This window comes from Nonomuraea insulae (assembly GCF_042656245.1).
On sequence record NZ_JBHSPA010000093.1, the window covers coordinates 26,013 to 44,775 of the forward strand.

Sequence of the window (18,763 nt, forward strand, 5' to 3'; positions counted from 1 at the left end):
GACAGCCTGCACCCTCGACTCTTGTGAAGACTGCACTCGCGTACGTATACTCGCCAACGAGTATTCGTGGACGAGGTGGTGAGCGGACATGGCGAATCGGCGTCCGGTGAGCAACCTGCTGGCGCTGGCCGTGCTGACCGCGGTCGTCCAGCGCCCGATGCATCCCTACGAGATGGCCTCCGTCCTGCGTGCCCGTGGCAAGGACCAGGACATGCCCATCAAATGGGGCTCCCTCTACACGGTCGTCCGCAACCTGGACAAACACGGGTTCCTGGAGGCGGTGGAGAGCGGCCGGCAGGGCGGCCGTCCCGAGCGGACCGTTTACCGCATCACCGAGGCCGGGCGGCAGGAGGCCGACGACTGGACGCGCGAGTTGTTGTCCACCCCCGAGCGGGAGCCGTCGGCGTTCGAGGCGGGCCTGTCGGTGATGGGCGGCCTCGGGCCCGACGAGGTCGTGCCGCTGTTGCGGCGACGGCTGGAGTTGCTGGAGGAGCGGATCGCGGCCGACCGGCAGGCCCTGGAGGAGGAGCGGGGGCAGGTGCTGCGGCTGTTCCTCGTCGAGTCGGAGTACGCGCTGGCGATGCTGGAGGCCCAGGCCGCCTGGGTGCGTGAGCTGCTGGCGGAGCTGACCGAGGGCACGTTCCCCGATCTGGAGGGATGGCGCGCCTACCACGGACCTCATTGACCGGAAAAGCCCGGCGGCGGTGCTGCAACACCGCCACCGGGAGACCTCGACAACCGAAGAACCGCGAAGCGGAGCCCCGGCCACCGAGATGGCACTGGTAACGATAGCCGGGCTCCCTTCCCGTACCGAATCGAAGGGGAGCCATCATGACCACGACATCCGCCGACGGCACCGCGATCAGCTACCAGGAGGTCGGCCGCGGCCCCGGCCTGGTGATCCTGCACGGCGCCATGCAGACCGGCCACAGCCAGATCGAGCTCGCGCGGGCGCTGTCCGAGGACTTCACCTGCTACCTGCCCGACCGCCGCGGCCGGGGCAGCAGCGGCCCGGCCGGTCCTGGCCACGGCCTCCAGCGGGAGGTCGAGGACCTGGCCGCGCTGATCGGGGCCACCGGCGCGCCGTACGCGGCCGGTGTGAGCTCGGGCGCGATCATCACGCTGCGCACCCTGCTCGTCCGGCCTGAGCTGCGCAAGGCCGTCGTCTTCGAGCCGCCGCTGTTCCTCGACGGCTCCGACCCGGCCCGCTGCCTGCCCCGCCTCGAGCGCGAGATCGCCGCGGGCCGGACCTCCGCGGCGCTCGTCACCGGAATGAAGGCCGCCCGGCTGGGCCCGCCGATCTTCAACCTCATGCCGCGCGCGCTGCTCGAACTGCTCACGGGCATGATGCTGAAGAGCCAGGGCGGCACGTTCGCGGACTTGGCCCCCACACTGCGCCAGGACATCCAGGTGGTGGGGGAGGCGGCGGGGGACCTGACGGCCTACCGGGAGGTCAAGGCCGAGGTGCTGCTGCTCGGCGGCAGCAGGAGCCCCGCCTACCTGCGCTCCGCGCTGAGCGAGCTGGAGCGGGTCCTGCCGCGCGCCCGGCGCGTGGAGATGAAGGGTCTCGACCACAGCGCGACCTCCAACGCCGCCGAGCGCGGGCGACCCGAGCAGGTGGCCGATGAGATCCGCCGCTTCCTCAGAGATTCTTGAGGAACGTCGCGGCCACGGGGGCGGCGACCGCGCCACCGCCGCCTCCGCCCTCGACGACCACCGCGAAGGCGACGTCTTCCTTGAATCCCATGAACCAGGCGTGGGACTCGAGCTTCTCGCCGGTGCCGAACTCGGCGGTGCCGGTCTTGCCGTGGGTGCCCGCGGGCAGCCCCGCCGACTTGGCGGTGCCCTTGGTGACCACGGCCGACATCATCGTGTGCATCGCGCTCTTGACCCCGGCGGGCAGTTCGCGTTCCTTGGCCTTCTGTTTGATCGAGGGGACCAGGGTGGGCGGGCGCCAGGTGCCGTCGGCGATGGCGGCGGCCACCGAGGCGATCGACAGCGGGCTGGCGGTGATCTTCGCCTGCCCGAACGCCTCCGCGGCCAGTTCGGCGTCGGACTGAGGCTTGGGGAAGCTGGCCTTGGTGGCCGGTACGCCGATGTTGAGCGGCTGGTTGAAGCCCACGTCCTCGGCGGCGTCGAGCAGTTTGTCCGCGCCGAGCTTGCTCTCGGCCAGCGGCGCGAAGGTCGTGTTGCAGGAGTAGGCGAAGGAGTCGAGCAGGGACAACGATCCGAACTCCTCCTTCTCGGAGTTGCGGATCTTCAGGCCGCCGACGGTGGCGTACATGGGGCAGGTGACCTTGTCCTGTGGTGACATCCCGGCGGCCACCAGCCCGATCGCGGTGACCGCCTTGAAGGTGGAGCCGGGCGGGTAGCGGCCGTCCAGTGCCCGGTTGAATCCGCCCACGTTGTTGACCACGGCCAGCACTTCGCCGGTGGAAGGCTTGATGGCCACCAGCGAGGTGGGTTTCTTCATGTGTTTGACCGCGGTGACCGCGGCGGCCTGCGCACGCGGGTCGAGCGTGGTCCGCACCGGCTCGCCCTTGGCGCCGTCGATGGTCTCCAGAGTCTTGTCGCCGAGGCGGATCTCGGTCGCGGGTGTGCCGGCCAGTTGCTCCTGGAAGGTGGCCTGCAGGCCGCCGCGTCCGACCGCCTGGCCGACCTTGTAGGAGGAGCCGAGCGCGGCCACGTCTTTCTTGGTGGCCTTGTCCAGATAACCGACGAGTTGCTGGACCGAGCCGCCGGTGGTGCCGGTGTCGATGCGGTCGCCGTCGGCGTCGGTGATCTCGGCGCGGCCGGGCCAGTTCGTCTTGAGCGAGAACGCCGACCCGGCGGCCATCGAGGGGTGCAGGGTGGCGGGCTTCCAGTCCACCTTCCAGGTGCGGTCGGCCACCACCAGGTCGATCTGACCCTGGTAGGTCCATGCGCCGATGTTCTTCAGGTCGAGGGTGGCGGTGTAGGGGACGCGGGCCCGGCCGTCGCCCTCGGCGACCTGGCCGAGTTTGATCGCGGCCGACTTGACCGCGAGCGCGCTGCGCTGCTGGTCGTAGACGCCGAGCTGCTGCGGCGTGGCCAGCTCGGCCGCCATCGCGCTGTTGTCACCGGCCTGCCACGCCGCGGCGAAACGCTGCGCGGTCTCGGCCGGTGTGCCCCTGGTGTGCAGCACATAGTAAGCGCCCCCGGCCGCGGCCCCCACCGCGAGCACGGTGACGCCGGAAACTATCGCGATCGTACGGCCCCGTGCCACTGATCAGCCCCCTGCTCCTCGACGACAGGTGTCCGAGCCTAGCGGCGTCGAATCAGGACATACCATTCGAAGCCTTGAAGCTCGCGGCGTAGGTCGGCACATATTCCTGGCCGGACAACGCCTGGATGGCGGACATGATCTCGTCGGTCACCCGCCGCCGGTCCTGCGCCTTGGTGTGGTCGCCGGAGAAGCGCAGAGGCTCGCCGATGGTGATGCCGATCCGCGCCGGCCTTGGCACCTTCGACCCGGCGGGCAGGACCTTCTCGGTGCCGCTGAGCGCCACGGGCAGCACCGGGGCGCCGGTCTTGAGCGCCAGCCAGGCCACCCCGATCTTGCCGCGGTAGAGGCGGCCGTCGGGGGAGCGGGTGCCCTCGGGGTGGATGCCGAACAGCTCGCCCCGCTCCAGCAGCGCGGCGGCCTCGTCGAGCATGGCCTGCGCGGCGTGAGCACTCTCGCGGTCGATCGGCAGGCTGCCGCCCAGCCGCATGAAGAAGCCGGAGACCGGGTTGCCGGAGAAGTACTCGTTCTTGGCGGTGAACGTCACGTGCCGTGGCAGCAGCGCGGGCAGCAGGAACGAGTCGAGTATCGACAGGTGGTTGGCGGCCAGGATCGCGGGGCCCGTGCGTGGCACGTGCGCCGCGCCGGAGATGTGCGGCCGGCACATCGCGTGGGCGAGCGGCGCGGAGGCGAACTTGACCACTTCGTACAGCAACGAGCTCTCCTGATCATCGGGCGGGCGGCCACCCCACAATAAAGCAGGCGTTCCGCCGGTGCGGCGGGACGCCTGGGAAAAGCTGTTAGGCCGATGTGGCGGTCGCCTCCTCGGCGAGATGCACAACACGGCTCCAGCCGAACGGTATTCCGTGAAGGCGGTAATTTGCGGCCCGGGGGACACAGACCACATCGGCAATCTTGAGTTAAGCACACCCTCCGGCCCTGAAGGTAATCGCGGCCTCCGCATTGGCCCTCGATCGCTTGGCGTCACGTCCTGGTCCAGTGCGGCTGGGCCACGTCGAAGACCCGCTGTTCCCGCCCCCGCAGCGCCACCTCCGCGAATTGCCACAAAATGGCCCCCGTAGGGGCATGGATCACGATGGAGGGCCCCAGCGGCATCTGCAGCAGCTCTCCCTTCCAGCGCGGCACCCCGGGCGCCAGGAACCGCTCCAGCGGCACCGCGTGCACCGAGGCCACCTCGCGCGGGTCGGGCACCGCCTCCTGCCGCCCCCCGAACGCCACCACCGGCGTGATCACGAACCCCGAGTCGGTGACGAAGTCGTCGAGCAGCCCGGCCACCTCGACCCCGGTGATGCCGGTCTCCTCGGCCAGCTCCCGCAGCGCCGCCGCCACCGGCTGCTCACCGTCGTCCGCGCGCCCCCCGGGCAGCGCCCACTGCCCGGGATTGCGGCCGCGGGAGGCCCGCCGGATCACGACCACGTACGGGCTGTGCTCGGCGTCCTCCAGCACGCACACCGTGACGCCGGCCCTGCGCACCCCGCCGGCCGGCGGGACCTGCCGGCGCTCGAAGGCGGTCAGACGGGCGATGATCTGCTCGCGCAGCGTGTCGATGGGCGAAAGCATCCCACAAGGGTCTCATGGGGTCGTTCGCGGCAGGCGTACCTCCACCCGGAGCCCGCCCTCCGGCCGGGCCGCCGCCGTGACCAGACCGCCGTGCGCCACCACAATGGCGCGGACGATCGACAGCCCGAGACCGGACCCCTTGGAGGAGCGCACCCGCTCGCCGTGCATCCGGCTGAACGCCACGAACACGGTCGCGGGCATCTACCCGGCCATGCGCGCCGCCCGCCTGTCGCCCACCGTGGCACTCACCACGTGACCAGCGCGGCCCGCGCTCAGCGTGGCACCAGCAGGATGCTGAGCAGCGTGCCGGCGAGCATGCCCGCGCCCGCGGCGATGGCGGCCCACCGCCCCAGGGGCTCGCCGCGGGTGTGACCCACGATGCCCAGCACGACGCCCGCCAGGCCGAACAGGACCGGGATGTACAGGACGGCCACCGCGGCGCAGACGAACCCGATGATCGACAGGACCTGGTCGCTCACCCGGGGACGCGGCATGGGCCCCGGGAGGGGCGGGGGCGGTGACCAGTCGTCCTCGCCTGGGGGCTGGTCCTGCGAAGAGGTCACGGACAGGCTCCTCTCGGGCCGGAACCACATCACACACCGGACAGGAGATCCTGTCGAGCTGGGTGTTCCCGGCATCTGCCCATTTCAGGAGGCTTCTGCCGGGAGCGAGAGCTGCGGGGGGAGGGGGCGGGCGTGGACGACGTCGAGGCGGGAGACGGCTCGGGTGAGGGCGACGTAGAGGCGGTTGAGGCCGCGCCGCTCCGCCTCGGCGATGGCGGCCGGCTCGGCCACGACGACGTGGTCGTACTCCAGGCCCTTGCACATCGAGGCGGGCAGCACGCTGAGCCGGCCGCCCACGTCCAGGCCGTCGTTCCACAGCGCGGAGGTGAGCGCCTCCACGTCGGCGTCGGCCGCGATCACCCCGACCGAGCCCTCGAACGCCAGCGCCTCGCGCACCGCCGCGACCACCCCCTTGCCCAGCCCGGCCACCCGGGTGATCCGCAGCCGTCCGTCCGTCCGGTACGAGCGCGTCGCCGGCACCTGTGCCTCCAGCGCCGCCAGCAGCGTGTTGGCCAGCTCCACCACGGCCGCCGGGACCCGGAAGCCGGTCGTGAGCGCGATCACCTCGCCGTCCGGCTTGCCGAGCAGCTCCATGTGCCGCGGCCAGGCCGTGGCCGCCCACGGCGTGGTGCCCTGGGCCAGGTCGCCCAGCACGGTCAGCGAGCCGTGCTCGCTGCGCCTGGCCACGGCCCGGCACTCCATGGGGGACAGGTCCTGGGCCTCGTCCACGATGACGTGGCCGTAGCCGCGCGGGCGTTCGATCAGGCAGGCGAGCTCGTCGAGCAGGACCAGGTCGGCCGCCGACCATCGGGCACTCTTGGCGCTGCGGGGCGGCTCGGCCCAGGTGAGGACGTCGCGCTCGGCGTCGGTCAGCACGCCGCGCGCGGGGTCCGAGGGGTCGCGCAGCAGTTCGTACAGGACCTCTTCCGGTTTGACGGCGGGCCAGACGGCGTCAAGCCAGGTGGTGACGGCGCGGCCGATCTTGCGCAGCCAGGCCGCGTTCGCCGTCTGGCCGCGGGCCTCTGCCTGGCGGCGGATCGCCTCGACGACGCGGGCCCTGACGCGTTCGCGGCCCACGCCGTACGGGAGGGAGTCGCGCCGGGTGTCGTCCACGATGCGGCGCAGCTCGTCCTCCTCCACCCGCCAGCGGTAGGAGCCGTCCGGCACCGCGACCGGCTCGACCGGCTTGCGGATCCGCGCGTAGAGGGCCCTGCGCAGCACCTTCGCCATGCGCTCGTCGTGTTTGACGACGGCCGCCGCCTCTTCGTCAGCGGCGGCGCCCGCGACGGCGCCCAGCAGCCGCTGCAGCGTTGTCTGCTCGACGTCCACCTCCCCGAGGGCGGGCAGCACGGCGGAGATGTAGCCGAGGAAGGCCCGGTTCGGGCCCAGCACCAGGACGCCGCCGCGTTCGAGGCGCCGGCGGTGGGCGTAGAGCAGGTACGCGGCGCGGTGCAGGCCGACCGCGGTCTTGCCGGTGCCCGGCGCGCCCTGGACGCAGAGCGAGGTGTCGAGCTCGGCGCGGACGAGGTCGTCCTGCTCGGGCTGGATGGTGGCCACGATGTCGCGCATGGGGCCGACGCGGGGGCGTTCGATCTCGGCGGCGAGAATCCTGCTCTCGCTCTCCTCGCCCTGCCCGAGCCGCTCGTCCTCGAAGCCGGTCAAGGTGGTGTCCCGCCAGCCGAAGCGGCGGCGTACGGCGACGCCCTGAGGGTCGCGGGCGCTGGCCCGGTAGAACGCCCGCGCGACCGGCGCGCGCCAGTCGATCACCACGGGCGGGCCGCCGTTCTCACCGGTGATGTGCCGCCTGCCGATGTGGTACGCCCGCCCGCGGTGCTCGGCGGAGTCCCGGCCGAAGTCGAGGCGGCCGAAGAACGGCGGGCCCTCCGGCTCCTCGCTCAGCTCCTTGGCCAGGCTCTTGAGGTACCGTCCCAGCCGTTCGGCGCTGTAGCGGTCGCCGGCCACGGACTCACCGACGATCACGTTGTCCCGCGCGCCCTCCAGCATCCTGCGCAGGCCCGCCCTGCAACGTTCGACGTGGTCGAGCTCGTCGTCGAGCGTTGTTCCCATCACACCTCCCGAACCATTAACTCAGTCAATATATTGACCAGGTTAACACTTTGGTAGTGTGTGCTCATGACAGGACTGCGGGAGTTGCAGCGACAGCGCGTGCGCGAGGCCATCTCGACGGCGGCCATCACGCTCTTCCTGGAGCGCGGCTTCGACGAGGTGCCCGTGACGGAGGTCGCGGCGGCGGCGGGGGTGTCGAAGCCGACGCTGTTCAAGTACTTCCCGACCAAGGAGGACCTCGTCCTGCACCGGATCGCCGATCACCTCGGTGAGCCGGCCCGGGTGGTTCGGGAGCGGACGCCGGGGGAGCAGCCGCTGGAGGCGTTGCGCCGCCACTTCCTCGACGGGCTGGCCGGGCACGACCCGGTGACGGGGCTCAACGACCATCCCGTCGTGCTGGCCTACCACCGGATGGTCTTCTTCACCGCGCCGAGCCTGCTGGCCCGGCTGCACCAGTACATGGCACGGGATGAGGAGGGGCTGGCCGAGGTGCTCGCGGAGAGCACCGACGAGCTGACCGCCGCGCTGCTGGCGGGGCAGGTGCTGGCCACGCAGCGGGTGCTGGCCCGGCGCAACTGGTCGATGCTGGCCGAGGGGCGGCCCCTGCCCGAGGTGGAGTTGGAGGCGGTGCGGGCGGCGGAGCTGGCGTTCGCGATGCTGACCGCTTCTTGAGAATTCCAGCACCTCTTTCAAACGATCACCAGGTTTCACGCCTGGCGAACATCGCCGATCGGCCCGAGTTTTACCAGGTGAGAAGGGGTGTAGTTGATACCCTGGCAACCTCTTCACCAATTGCAAAATTGTGCAATTGGGGACATCGCGGGGCTGTCTTTACCTGGAGGAGTGATGATGCGAAGTTCTCTCGCGCGTTCATATGGTCACAGAAGCGGACCGAACGGCGACACAACGTGACCGTCATGGTGACGGTCTGGGGCCGCGTACGCGCCGTGCTGCCCGACCGCGCCGGATGGGCGGAGATGCGCCGCCACCCCCGCAACGATCTGCTGGCCGGGCTCACGGTCGCGATCGTCGCACTGCCCCTGGCGCTCGGGTTCGGCATCTCCTCCGGACTCGGCGCCGCCTCCGGCCTGGCCACGGCCGTGGTCGCGGGGGCGCTCGCCGCGCTGTTCGGCGGGTCGGCGCTGCAGGTGTCCGGCACCAGCGGCGCGATGACCGTCATCCTCATGCCGATCATGACGGCGCACGGCGCCACCGGCGTGCTGACCGTCGGCCTGCTCGCCGGGCTGCTGCTCGTCGCGCTCGCCCTGGCACGCGCCGGCCGCTACATCGCACTCGTCCCCGCCCCCGTGGTCGCCGGGTTCACCGTCGGCATCGCCTGCGTGATCGGGCTGCAGCAGATCCCGCCCGCGCTCGGCGTGCCACCTCACGACAGCGACAAGGTCGCCGTGGTGGCCTGGCACGCCGTCATCGACTTCCTCGCCGCGCCGCACTGGTGGGCCATGATCACCACCCTCATCGTGGCCGCGGCGCTGCTGATCGGCGCCGGGCTGCGGCCGACCATGCCGTTCTCGCTGGTGGCCGTGGTCGTCGTCACCCTCGTCGCCGAACTCGCCGAGCTCCCGCTCGCCCGGATCGGGCCCCTTCCCTCCGGGCTGCCCGCGCCCTCCCTGGGCTTCCTGGATCTCACCGTGGTGCCCTCGCTCATCGCCCCCGCCGTCGCCGTGGCCGCGCTGGCGGCGCTCGAATCGCTGCTGTCGGCCGCCGTGACGGACAACATGTCCGAGAACGGCGGAGCCAGGCGGCAGCGGCACGACCCCGACAGGGAGCTGTTCGGGCAGGGCATCGCCAACCTCGTCACCCCGCTGTTCGGCGGCATGCCCGGCACCGGCGCCATCGTCCGCACCGCCGTCAACGTGCGCGCAGGCGCCCAGTCCCGGCTCGCGGCGCTGGCCCACGCCGCGATCCTCGGCGGCATCGTCTACCTCGCCGCCGGGCTCGTCTCCAAGATCCCGCTCGCCGCCCTGGCCGGAGTGTTGCTGGCCACCTCGGTGCGCATGGTGGAGAAGGACGCGGTGCGGGCCATGTTCCGCTCCACCAGGAGCGACGCCGCCGTCCTCGTCCTGACAGCCGTGGCCACGCTGACGCTCGACACCGTCCTGGCCGTCATCATCGGGCTCGTCGTGGCGGGGGCGCTGGCGCTGCGGGTGATCGCCAGGAACGTGCGCTTCGACCAGGAGCCGCTCCGGCACGACCTGCAGCCGCAGCACAGCAAGGAGGAGCACGAACGGCTCGCCGAGCACATCGTCACCTACCGCCTCGACGGGCCGCTGTTCTTCGCCGCCGCCCATCGGTTCCTGCTGGAGGTGTCCGAGGTCACCGGCGTCTCGGTGGTGGTGCTGCGCATGCGGCGCGTCACCACCATCGACGCCAGCGGGGCGCTGGTGCTGGGGGATGCCATCGAACGGCTCGAAGGGCGGGGGATCACGGTCTACGTGTCGGGCATCCCGGACGGGCAACATCAGCCGCTGGAGGCGCTGGGGGTGGTCGCGCGGCTGGATACGGCGGGGCAGGTGTTCGCCACGACGGACGCGGCGATCGAGGCGGCCCAGGAGCGTCTCCACAACACGGGGGTCGTGCCCCGCCTGGCCGGCTGACCCGTCCCCCCGGGCCCGCCGTGCTTCAGCAGGCGTGGCGGGTCCCGGGGAGGTCAGCTGAGGGGGCGGGGCTTGGGGAGGTGGAGGCGGTCGACGGCTTCGCGGCGGGTGCGCTCCGGGCGGCGGTCGTAGCGGGCCGTGGTGGCCGGGGAGGCGTGGCCCACCAGGGCTTGGGCGGTCGCGAGGTCCACACCCGCGTCCAGGAGTTCGCCGATGAACGTACGCCGGAAGTCGTGGGCCGTACGCCGCGAAGCCCCCGCCTCGCCGAACCGGCGGGTGAGGATGTCGGAGATGCCCTGGCCGGTCAGGCCCACCGGCCGGCCGTCGCGTACGCGTAGCCGTCCCGCCTTGCTGATCGGGCTGAACAGGGCCCCAGGATCGGCTCCCCGTACCGCCAGCCACCGCTCGACCAGCCCGATCGCGTCCGTGGTCAGGTACACCAGGCGTTCCTTGTCGCGCTTGCCGCGCACCCGCAGCGAGCGCGCCCCCGGGTCGTAGTCGGTCAGCGCCAGGCCGCCGACCTCGGCGCGGCGGCAGCCGGTCGAGTAGAGGACGGCGATCAGCGCGGCGTCGCGCACCCCCGCGGGGGAGTCGTCGCACGCCGACAGGGCCGCGCCCACCACCTCGGGCGGCACGTGGTGCCCGGTGGGCAGGCGGGTCTGGCGTACGGGGGCCAGGTCGGAGGCGCGGGCCAGGTCCTCCGCGCTGGTCTGGCCCAGCCGCCACGCCTCCTTCAGCACCCGGCGCAGCGCCACCAGATGCTTGTTGACGTAGGCGGCCGACCAGCCCTGATCGGTGAGCAGCGAACGGATGCGCACGGTGTGCTCGTACCGCAGCAGGTGCCACGGCTGGCCCGCGCCCGTCGCGCCCTCCTCGCCGGTGAGCAGGCGGGCCAGCCGGTCGAGGCAGCCGCGCATGGTGCGGCGCGACTCGGGACTGGTCAGGGAGTCGAGATAGACGTGGTACGGGTCGCGCGCCGGCTCGACCGGCGGCGTCCCCGGCGCGGATACGGCGGGCAGGCTCACCTGGACGATCTTAGAACGGGTCAGGTGGGCCCGCCCAGCGTGTCGGCCGGTTGCCTGGTGTTCAGAAGGGTCCGGTGAGCTCGCCCAGTTTGGAGGTCAGTTCGAGGTTGGCCGAGTAGTCGACCGGCACCGCGATCACCGACACCACGTCGTCGTCCAGCGCCTTGCGCAGCGTCGGCAGCAGTTCGTCAGCGCTCGTGACCTGGTAGCCGCGCGCGCCGAAGCTCTCGGCGTACTTGACGAAGTCGGGGTTGCCGAAGGCGACGTTGGAGTCGCGGCCCAGCTCCAGGTCCATCTTCCACGCGATCAGCCCGTACGCGCCGTCCACCCACACCAGCACCACGAACGGGATGCGCTCGCGTACGGCGGTCTCCAGCTCCTGCGAGTTCATCAGGAACGCCCCGTCACCGGTCGCCGCCACCACCCGCCGCCGCGGGAAGGCCAGCTTGGCGGCCAGCGCGCCGGGCACCGAGAAGCCCATGGACGACAGGCCGTTGGAGACGAGCATGGTGTTGGGCTCGTAGGTGGGGTACATGCGGGCCATCCACATCTTCACCGCGCCCGTGTCGGCCAGCACGATGTCCTCGCGCCCCATGGCCGCACGCAGATCGGCCACCACGCGGCGCGGCGACAGTGGGAACCCGCCCTCCGACCGGCCCTGCTCCAGCTCCTCGCGGATCATGCGGCGGATCTTCTCGCCGGTCCCGTTGATCTCGAACCGCCTGTGCGCGGCGTCGGCGAGCGCGTGCAGCGAGCGCGAGATGTCCCCCTGAACGCCGACCGCCACCGGGTAGTGGTCGTCCACCTCGGCGGGGAACTGGTGAATGTGGATGATCTTCTTGTCCCGCGCCGGGTTGATCTTGACGGGGTCGAACTCCTGCAACTCGTACCCGACCGTGATCAGCACGTCGGCCTCGTCGAAGCCGAAGTTCACGTAGTCGTGCCGCATGAACCCGACCGCGCCCAGCGCGTGCCGGTGGTCGTCGGGGAAGACACCCTTGCCGTTGAACGTCGTGGCCACCGGCAGCCCGAGCCGCTCGGAGAAGCGCATCAGCGCCTGCGAGGCCCCCGCGCGGCTGGCGCCGTGCCCGGCCAGCACGATCGGCCTGCGGGCGGTGGCCAGCACGTCGGCGGCGCGGGCGATCTGGGCGGGGGAGGGGTCTTGGGGGCGTACGACGTTGACGGGCAGCGGGCGCAGGCCCTCGGGCAGCGGCGCGGACTCGACGTCCTCGGGAATGGCCAGGTAGACGGCGCCCGGCCGCTCGGTCTGGGCGGTCTTGAACGCCTTGCGGATCAACTCGGGCAGCGCCTGCGCCGAGGGGGCCAGCTCCGCCCACTTGGTGATCGGCCTGAACATCGACACCAGGTCCACCACCTGGTGGGACTCCTTGTAGATACGGTCGAGCCCGACCTGCGCCGTGATCGCCACCACCGGGGTGCTGTTGGTGGTGGCGTCGGCCACGCCGAGCATCAGGTTGATCGCCCCGGGCCCGAGCGTCGCCGACGCCACTCCCGCCCTGCCGGTCAGCCTGCCGTAGATCTCCGCCATGAAGGCCGCGCCCTGCTCATGCCGTACGAGGACATAGCGGATGGGGGAATCCTTGAGCGCGTCGACGAAGTGGATGTTCTCCTCACCGGGGATGCCGAAGACGTATTCGACGCCCTCGGCCTCCAGTGCCTGCACGATGAGCCGGGCCGCCGAACTACGCGTGGCCTGCGCTGACATGCGAAACGCCTTCTTTCCATATGCGACTGCATTCGTGCAAGCGCGGGAGGGTCGGCGTTCATTCCATAGTACCTGTGAGCTGGGGAAAGGCCGATCGTGGGGCGGTCCATGTCGTGTACATGAGTCTTCGGCACCGTGACGCCCACGGCGGTCAGAATTGGGCGTTGGTCATCGTGTACCACGTCGGAGCGCATGCCAGCAGGGCCAGTGCGGCGAGGGCCGCGAACGACCTGAGTGCGCGTGAGGTGGTGATGATCGCGGGTGCGAGGGGCCTCAGCTTCCATCGTCCGACCGTGATGAACGCTGAGACGCCTCCCAGCAAGAGATTCGCAGGCACCAATGCGTATTCGCCGCGCAGGATATGAAAACCAGCCGCGAGGATCATCGTCAGCGTCAAACCGGCGGCGGCGAGCGGCGTCAGCATCGGTTTGACCCTCGCCATCGCCGGCAGGATCAGGCCGACGCCGCCCAGTACCTCACAGACCCCGATGAAGACGATCAGAGGCTGCGGCACCGCGGCGTACCACGCCACGGCCCGGGGCGCCGCCGCATACAGAGCTCCGTCGTACAACAGCACCTTGCCGAACCCGCTGCCGGCGAAGAAGAAGCCGAACAGCGCTTGCAGCGACCAAAGTACGCCGTTGAGCGTGAACCTCATTCCGCGCTTCTCGGGCTGCTGCTCAATATCCTTGACGCCGAGCAGATTGTCGCTGACCTGCGAGTTCATGTTCTTTCACTACCTTTTCTATCGGTTTGGCTAGGTGGTACCGAGCGCGGGTCAGCTCACCGCGCGCTTCACGAGCGCGGCGATCTCTGCCTCAATCTGGGCCGTTACTTCGGTAAGGGCGAACCCGGCCGGCCACATCGTGCCCTCGTCCAGCTTCGCCTGGTCGCTGAACCCGAGCGTGGCGTAACGCGCCTTGAACTTCTCCGCGCTCTGGAAGAAGCACACGACCTTGCCGTCCAGCGTGTACGCGGGCATCCCGTACCAGAGCTTCGGCGCGAGAACCGGGGCGTTGGCCGTGATGACGGCGTGGACGCGCTCGGCCATGATCCGGTCCGAATCCCGCATCGCGGCGATCTTGGCGAGCACGTCCCGCACCGCCTCCGCCGCCTTGTCCGCCCGCGAGCCGCGACGCGCTGCCGCCTTCCGCTCTTGCGCGTGATCCTTCATCGCGGCCCGCTCCTCGGCCGTGAACCCCTCGTAAGTACTGCTTTCGATCATGGCAGATCCCCCCTTGAGAACCCTGAAAAGTGCGCTGATGGCCCTCGGCTCGACGCGGGTGAGCCGATGCCCGGTGTCGCGTCGGCGGCGTTCATCAGTCTTGAAGCAGTCCGAGGACGTTGCCGTCGGGGTCGATGACGGTGGCCACAAGGCGGCCACCGCCGACGTCGTGCGCGGCCTCCTTCACGGTGGCCCCGGCCGCGGTCACCTCGGCGAGCTTCGCCTCGATGTCCGGTACGTGCCAGTAGGCCACCGGCGAGGTCATGCCCTGCGGTCCACCGCCCGGCACCAGCCCGATGTGCTGGCCCTCGGCCTCGAAGCCGACGTAGTAGGACGAGTCGCTCTGTGGCGCGATACCGAGCAGGGCCGCGTACACCGCCTTGGCCTTCGCCAGGTCGGACACGGGATGCAGCACGGTCTTGATGCCCTGGGTGGAAGAGCCGGTCATGGTCGCTCCTGTTGTCGTGGGTCACATCGACCCGCTGTCTGCGTGCTCACAGCCTTTCTTCCGGCCTGGCCCGGCCGCATCCGTGGTGACCACGGAACCGCACACGGATCGACCACACGGACCCCGTACGGCGGCCATCACGGATAGGAGTACGTAAGGGATGCGGCAAACTGGCACAGTGGGGACAGCAGTGGAGATCTCACCTCGGGAAACCGAGGTACTGGACCTGGTCGGAGCCCATCTCAGCAATGCTGAGATCGCGGCCCGGCTGTGCATCTCGGTACGTACGGTGGAGAGTCATGTCTCCTCGCTGCTGCGCAAGCTGGAGGTGCCGGATCGGCGGGCGCTCGCCCAGCGTGCGCCCGAGCCGACCGGCGCGGGCCCGTCCCGTCCGGCACCGGTGCTGCCGGCCCCGCTGACCTCGTTCATCGGCCGGGTTAGCGAGCGGGCCGAGCTGACCGAGAAGATCAAGGCACACCGCCAGGTGACCGCGCTCGGTCCCGGCGGAGTGGGCAAAACCCGGCTCGCCCTGGCGGTGGCCACGGAAGCAGCCGGCGAGTACGACGACGGGGTGTGGTTCGTCGACCTGGTCCCGGTCACCGATCCGGACATGATCGCGACCGCCGTCGCCGGGGCGCTCGGCCTGGGCGAGCAGCCCGGCCGCGACATGACCGCGTCCGTGGTCGCCGCGCTGGCCGACCGCCACGCCCTGCTGGTGCTGGACAACTGTGAACACGTGGTGGACGGGGTGGCGCTGTTCCTCGAGCGGCTGCTGGCGACGTGCCCCCGGCTGACGGTGCTGGCGACCAGCAGGGCCCGGCTGATGGTGCCGTTCGAACGGGTGTACCCGGTCCCGCCGCTGTCGCTGGCCGCCGACGGTGAGCCGGACGCGATCGCGTTGTTCATGGAGCGGGCGGCGGCTGTCGGCTGGCCACTGGATCCTCCACTGCGCGACCAGATCGCCTCGATCTGCGAGCGGCTGGACGGCATGGCGCTGGCGATCGAGCTGGCCGCCGCCCGGTATCCCACGCTCGGCCTGGACGGCATCACCGCCGCCCTGTCCCACCCGCTCCGGATGCTCACCGGCGGCTCCCGTGCCGATGAGCGGCACAGTTCGGTACGAGCGGCGCTGGACTGGAGCCATGCCCTGCTGGAGCCGGCCGACCGGGCGCTGCTGCGCCGGGTGTCGGTGTTCGTTTCGCCGTTCACCGCCGCCGCGGCGGCGCAGGTGACCGGGGCGGAGGAAGGCCTGGTCGCCGACGTCCTGGCCCGGCTCGCCGAACAGAGCCTGCTGGTGGTGACGGCCTCTCCTGGCGGTACGGAGTACCGGGCGCTGGAGACCATTCGCCAGTACGGCATGGAGCGGCTCGCCGAGGCCGGTGAGCTGGTCGACGCCCGGTCCAGGCACCTTCGCTGGTGCCTGGCCAAGGCCGCCGCTCTGGCTGTGGCACGACCGGACTGGCGCGCCCGGTTCGACCTGGTGGCCGACGACCTCCGCGCGGCCCTGGTGTGGGCGGCCGACCGGCCGGAGCTGCGTACGGACGCCTACGAGCTGGCCCGGCACCTGGCGGAACTGACCTTCACCCGTAATCTGGTCGGAGAGTCGCAGCGGCACTATGAGCAGGCCGCCGAACTCGCGATCGACCCCGCCGCCACCGCGTCGATGCTCCGGCAGGCCGCGGCCGTCGCCGGCTGCCGGGCGGTCGGTGATGACATGTACCGCCTTCGTCTCGCGGCCGCGGACGCCGCCCGCAGGTCGGGCGACACCGCCGGCGCCGCCGCCGACCTGGCGAGCGCCGCCACCAGCGCATTCCGGTTCTCGCCCACGTTCCTGCGCCTCCCGCCCGGGGAGGAGGCACTCGCGCTGATCATCGAGGCGCGGGAGCCGGCCGGCGACGATCCGGCCGCGCGGGCCGCGGTCGCCCTGGCCGAGGCCGCGGTGCTCGCCGACACGTTCGGCGCCGTTCAGGGGCCGCCCGGCAACGCCGTACCGGAGACGATGGCTTACGCCGAGCGGGCGGTCGAGCTCGCCCGCCGGACCGGCGACCCGCTCGCCGAGTCGGCCGCACTTGACGCGCTCGCCTCCGCTCAGAGCTGGGCCGGCGACACGTTCGCCGCCGCGGCCACGGCTCGGAGCCGGATCACGCTGCTGTCGTCCCTGCCGATCTCGCCGACCGGCACCCAGGAGCTGATCGACGCGCTCGGCATGGTCACCGAGGCCGAACTCGGCGCGGGGGACCTGCCGGGCGCCCGCCGCTGGGCACGCCGGCTGGCCGACCATCCAGCGCTGGCGGAGGTCGGTCACCGCGCTCCGCTGATGGTCGAGGCGCTGGCGGGCAACGTCGGTGAGGTGCTCGCCGGCAGCATCCGGCTCCTCGACGCGTGGCGGGGGGCGGGCAGTCCCGCCCGGTCGTACCTCGGCCCGGCGGTGGCTGGTGTGGCGATGATCCACGGCCTCCGCGGCGACCATGACGCCCAGCGCGAATGGCAGCAGATCCTGAACCAGCTCGGTACCCCGCCAGAGTATTTCCACGGCTACGGGGCGGTCTTCGACGCGATGCTCCTCCTGCACCGCGGGCAGGCGCCGGAGGCTCTGCAGCGTATGGGCCCCGAGCCCGGGCAGGTGTGGAAGTGGGTCACCTGGATCTGGCACCACTGGTATGTCGCGCTGCGTGCCGAAGCCGCCGTGCTCGCCGGGAGTCCCGACGCTCGCGACCGTGTGGCCGATGCCCGGGCCATCGTGGCCGGCAACCCGGTCTCCGCCGCCATGGTGGAGCGAGCAGAAGCCCTGCTCGACGGCGACCACGAGACGCTGCTCGCCACCGCGGACGCCTTTGACGCCGCCGGCTGCCGCTACCAGTCCGTACGGACCATGGTGCTCGCCGGCGGCGAGCATGCCGAGCGCGGCGCGGCGGCGCTCGCCGACCTCGGCCTCGCCCCGATGATGACCGTACGGTTCCCGACCAGATCGATGCCCTGATCGAGCGAGCAGGACAGGCGGGATCCCCCGCATCTGGGACGGCGCTTGACGGCCGGTGTCTCAACCCGGTCTCAGGGGTTCTGGAAGGTCACTTCCGGGTTGGCGGGGGACGGGCCGCTCAGCAGTGGCTGGTGCTCGCCGTGGAGGTGCTGGTCGAAGAAGGCGCCCACGTACGCGGTGGTGATCTCGCCCGATCGCTTGCCCGACAGCGGCGCCGTGGGGTCGGTGATCCCGGCCTGCCCGCCCAGGATGGGCAGGTCGATGAAGGTGAAGTGGCCGGAGCCGGCCACGGTCAGCCAGCGCTTCCAGCCGTCCAGGCGTCGCCAGTCCCGCGGCCAGGTGGTGTCGGTGGAGCCGGGCGAGTGCTGGGTCTTGGTGCCGAGCATGAGGAACGGCCGCTTGCCGAGGCCGGAGACCGGGACCGGGGCGAAGAACGAGCCGTCCAGGTTCACCCCGGCGCGGACGCGCTGGTCGGTGGCCATGACGCTCGCCGCGGCGTTGCCGCCGAGCGAGTGGCCGGCGGCGCCGACCCGGCGCGGGTCGATCATCTGCCAGTGCTTCCAGGCGGGTGCCGACCGTACGGGGTGGGTCAGCCGGTCGATGACGAAGGACAGATCGGCTGCCCGGTTGACCGCGGCCTTGCCCATCAGTTCCTTCTCCGCCTCGTCGGAGGGGGCCTTCTCCACCGTCTCGCATGCGACGCAGGTCAGCGTGCGGCCGCCGGGGAAGGTGGTGCCGAACGACTCGTAGGCGTGATCCACGAGGGCGACGACGTAGCCCTTGGAGGCGAGGTCTTCGGCGAGCGTGGTCAGGGTGGCGCGGTTGAGGGTGAATCCCGGCGAGAGCACCACCAGGGGGTGCCTGCCGCCGATGGGGCGGGCGCCCAGGTGTGCGTTCGTGCTGACACCGGCGAGTTGCTCGGCCTCGAAAGCGGTGTCCAGCTTCTGCCCTTTGAGGAGGAGACGAGCCTCGTCAACGGTCATGTACGGCGCGGCGCTCCCGCCGGTGCGAGCCGGGTAGTACATCGACACCATCAGCTCGCGTGCGGCTGTGGGCACCCACGGGTCGCGGCGGTCGACGTCGACGAGATGCAGGGTGTCGCGCCCAACTTCGTACTGGCCTGTGGGGCGGGGGATCGCGAAGCGCACGTCGGAGGTGCCGGTGGAGGAGGCGGCGGCGGGCGATGACGTCGCGGCGGATATCGGTAGGGCCAGGGTCAGGGCGAGGAGGAGGGCTGCGGGGTTGCGTCGAGTTCTGATCACGTGCAGCACAGTAGGAATGACGGCGCCATG

17 protein-coding genes are annotated in these 18,763 nt (G+C 71.2%); 5 read left to right on the top strand and 12 right to left on the bottom strand.

The features are described from left to right. Window positions 1-88: 88 nt before the first annotated feature. Window positions 89-685 carry a PadR family transcriptional regulator gene (locus ACFPZ3_RS56740; RefSeq protein ID WP_379522786.1) on the top strand — a complete coding sequence of 199 codons (597 nt, stop codon included), beginning with the start codon at window positions 89-91 and terminating at the stop codon, window positions 683-685. Between the two features lie 146 nt (window positions 686-831). Further along, window positions 832-1,656 (top strand): alpha/beta fold hydrolase, encoded by an 825-nt coding sequence (locus tag ACFPZ3_RS56745; RefSeq protein WP_379522787.1) that lies wholly within the window; start codon window positions 832-834, stop codon window positions 1,654-1,656. On the opposite strand, the gene ACFPZ3_RS56750 is transcribed toward ACFPZ3_RS56745, so the two are convergent. The 6 genes from ACFPZ3_RS56750 to ACFPZ3_RS56775 form a co-directional block, all read right to left on the bottom strand. Beyond that, the gene (locus tag ACFPZ3_RS56750) at window positions 1,643-3,244 is read right to left on the bottom strand and encodes a penicillin-binding transpeptidase domain-containing protein (protein ID WP_379522788.1); all 1,602 of its coding nucleotides are present in this window, start codon (window positions 3,242-3,244) and stop codon (window positions 1,643-1,645) included. The genes ACFPZ3_RS56745 and ACFPZ3_RS56750 overlap by 14 nt on opposite strands. 52 nt (window positions 3,245-3,296) lie before the next feature. Then, on the bottom strand, window positions 3,297-3,956 hold the full coding sequence (locus ACFPZ3_RS56755) for a lysophospholipid acyltransferase family protein (RefSeq protein WP_379522789.1): 660 nt from the start codon (window positions 3,954-3,956) through the stop codon (window positions 3,297-3,299). 269 nt (window positions 3,957-4,225) lie between these two features. Next, window positions 4,226-4,822, bottom strand: coding sequence for an NUDIX hydrolase (locus ACFPZ3_RS56760; RefSeq protein WP_379522790.1), 597 nt, complete (start codon window positions 4,820-4,822; stop codon window positions 4,226-4,228). A gap of 12 nt (window positions 4,823-4,834) precedes the next feature. Next, window positions 4,835-5,023 (bottom strand): ATP-binding protein, encoded by a 189-nt coding sequence (locus ACFPZ3_RS56765; RefSeq protein ID WP_379522791.1) that lies wholly within the window; start codon window positions 5,021-5,023, stop codon window positions 4,835-4,837. A gap of 71 nt (window positions 5,024-5,094) precedes the next feature. Further along, window positions 5,095-5,385 (bottom strand): hypothetical protein, encoded by a 291-nt coding sequence (locus ACFPZ3_RS56770; protein WP_379522792.1) that lies wholly within the window; start codon window positions 5,383-5,385, stop codon window positions 5,095-5,097. 84 nt (window positions 5,386-5,469) lie between these two features. Then, entirely contained in the window at window positions 5,470-7,452 is a 1,983-nt protein-coding gene (locus ACFPZ3_RS56775) for a HelD family protein (RefSeq protein WP_379522793.1), read from the bottom strand. A 66-nt stretch (window positions 7,453-7,518) separates the two neighbouring features. On the opposite strand from ACFPZ3_RS56775, the gene ACFPZ3_RS56780 reads away from it, so the two are divergent. Together ACFPZ3_RS56780 and ACFPZ3_RS56785 are read left to right on the top strand one after the other, a co-directional pair. Beyond that, entirely contained in the window at window positions 7,519-8,124 is a 606-nt protein-coding gene (locus tag ACFPZ3_RS56780; RefSeq protein WP_379522794.1) for a TetR/AcrR family transcriptional regulator, read from the top strand. Window positions 8,125-8,369: 245 nt separating this feature from the next. After that, on the top strand, window positions 8,370-10,067 hold the full coding sequence (locus ACFPZ3_RS56785) for a SulP family inorganic anion transporter (RefSeq protein ID WP_379522795.1): 1,698 nt from the start codon (window positions 8,370-8,372) through the stop codon (window positions 10,065-10,067). 53 nt (window positions 10,068-10,120) lie between these two features. Here the strand turns inward: ACFPZ3_RS56785 and ACFPZ3_RS56790 are convergent, their stop codons facing one another. From ACFPZ3_RS56790 to ACFPZ3_RS56810, 5 genes are all read right to left on the bottom strand, one after another. Then, a complete protein-coding gene (locus tag ACFPZ3_RS56790) occupies window positions 10,121-11,092 on the bottom strand; it encodes a tyrosine-type recombinase/integrase (protein ID WP_379522796.1) in 972 nt (323 codons plus the stop codon). A 61-nt stretch (window positions 11,093-11,153) separates the two neighbouring features. Beyond that, window positions 11,154-12,818 (bottom strand): acetolactate synthase large subunit, encoded by a 1,665-nt coding sequence (locus tag ACFPZ3_RS56795; RefSeq protein ID WP_379522797.1) that lies wholly within the window; start codon window positions 12,816-12,818, stop codon window positions 11,154-11,156. Window positions 12,819-12,969: 151 nt separating this feature from the next. Beyond that, window positions 12,970-13,545: a DoxX family protein gene (locus ACFPZ3_RS56800; RefSeq protein ID WP_379522798.1), complete on the bottom strand. Its 576-nt coding sequence runs from the start codon at window positions 13,543-13,545 to the stop codon at window positions 12,970-12,972. Window positions 13,546-13,596: 51 nt separating this feature from the next. After that, window positions 13,597-14,043, bottom strand: a complete 447-nt coding sequence (locus tag ACFPZ3_RS56805) for an iron chaperone (protein ID WP_379522799.1) — start codon at window positions 14,041-14,043, stop codon at window positions 13,597-13,599. A 94-nt stretch (window positions 14,044-14,137) separates the two neighbouring features. After that, a complete protein-coding gene (locus tag ACFPZ3_RS56810) occupies window positions 14,138-14,491 on the bottom strand; it encodes a VOC family protein (RefSeq protein WP_379522800.1) in 354 nt (117 codons plus the stop codon). 190 nt (window positions 14,492-14,681) lie between these two features. Between ACFPZ3_RS56810 and ACFPZ3_RS56815 the strand changes: the two genes are divergently transcribed. Beyond that, a complete protein-coding gene (locus tag ACFPZ3_RS56815) occupies window positions 14,682-17,471 on the top strand; it encodes an ATP-binding protein (RefSeq protein WP_379522801.1) in 2,790 nt (929 codons plus the stop codon). Window positions 17,472-17,542: 71 nt separating this feature from the next. Here the strand turns inward: ACFPZ3_RS56815 and ACFPZ3_RS56820 are convergent, their stop codons facing one another. Next, entirely contained in the window at window positions 17,543-18,733 is a 1,191-nt protein-coding gene (locus tag ACFPZ3_RS56820) for an alpha/beta hydrolase family protein (protein WP_379522802.1), read from the bottom strand. Window positions 18,734-18,763 lie beyond the last annotated feature (30 nt).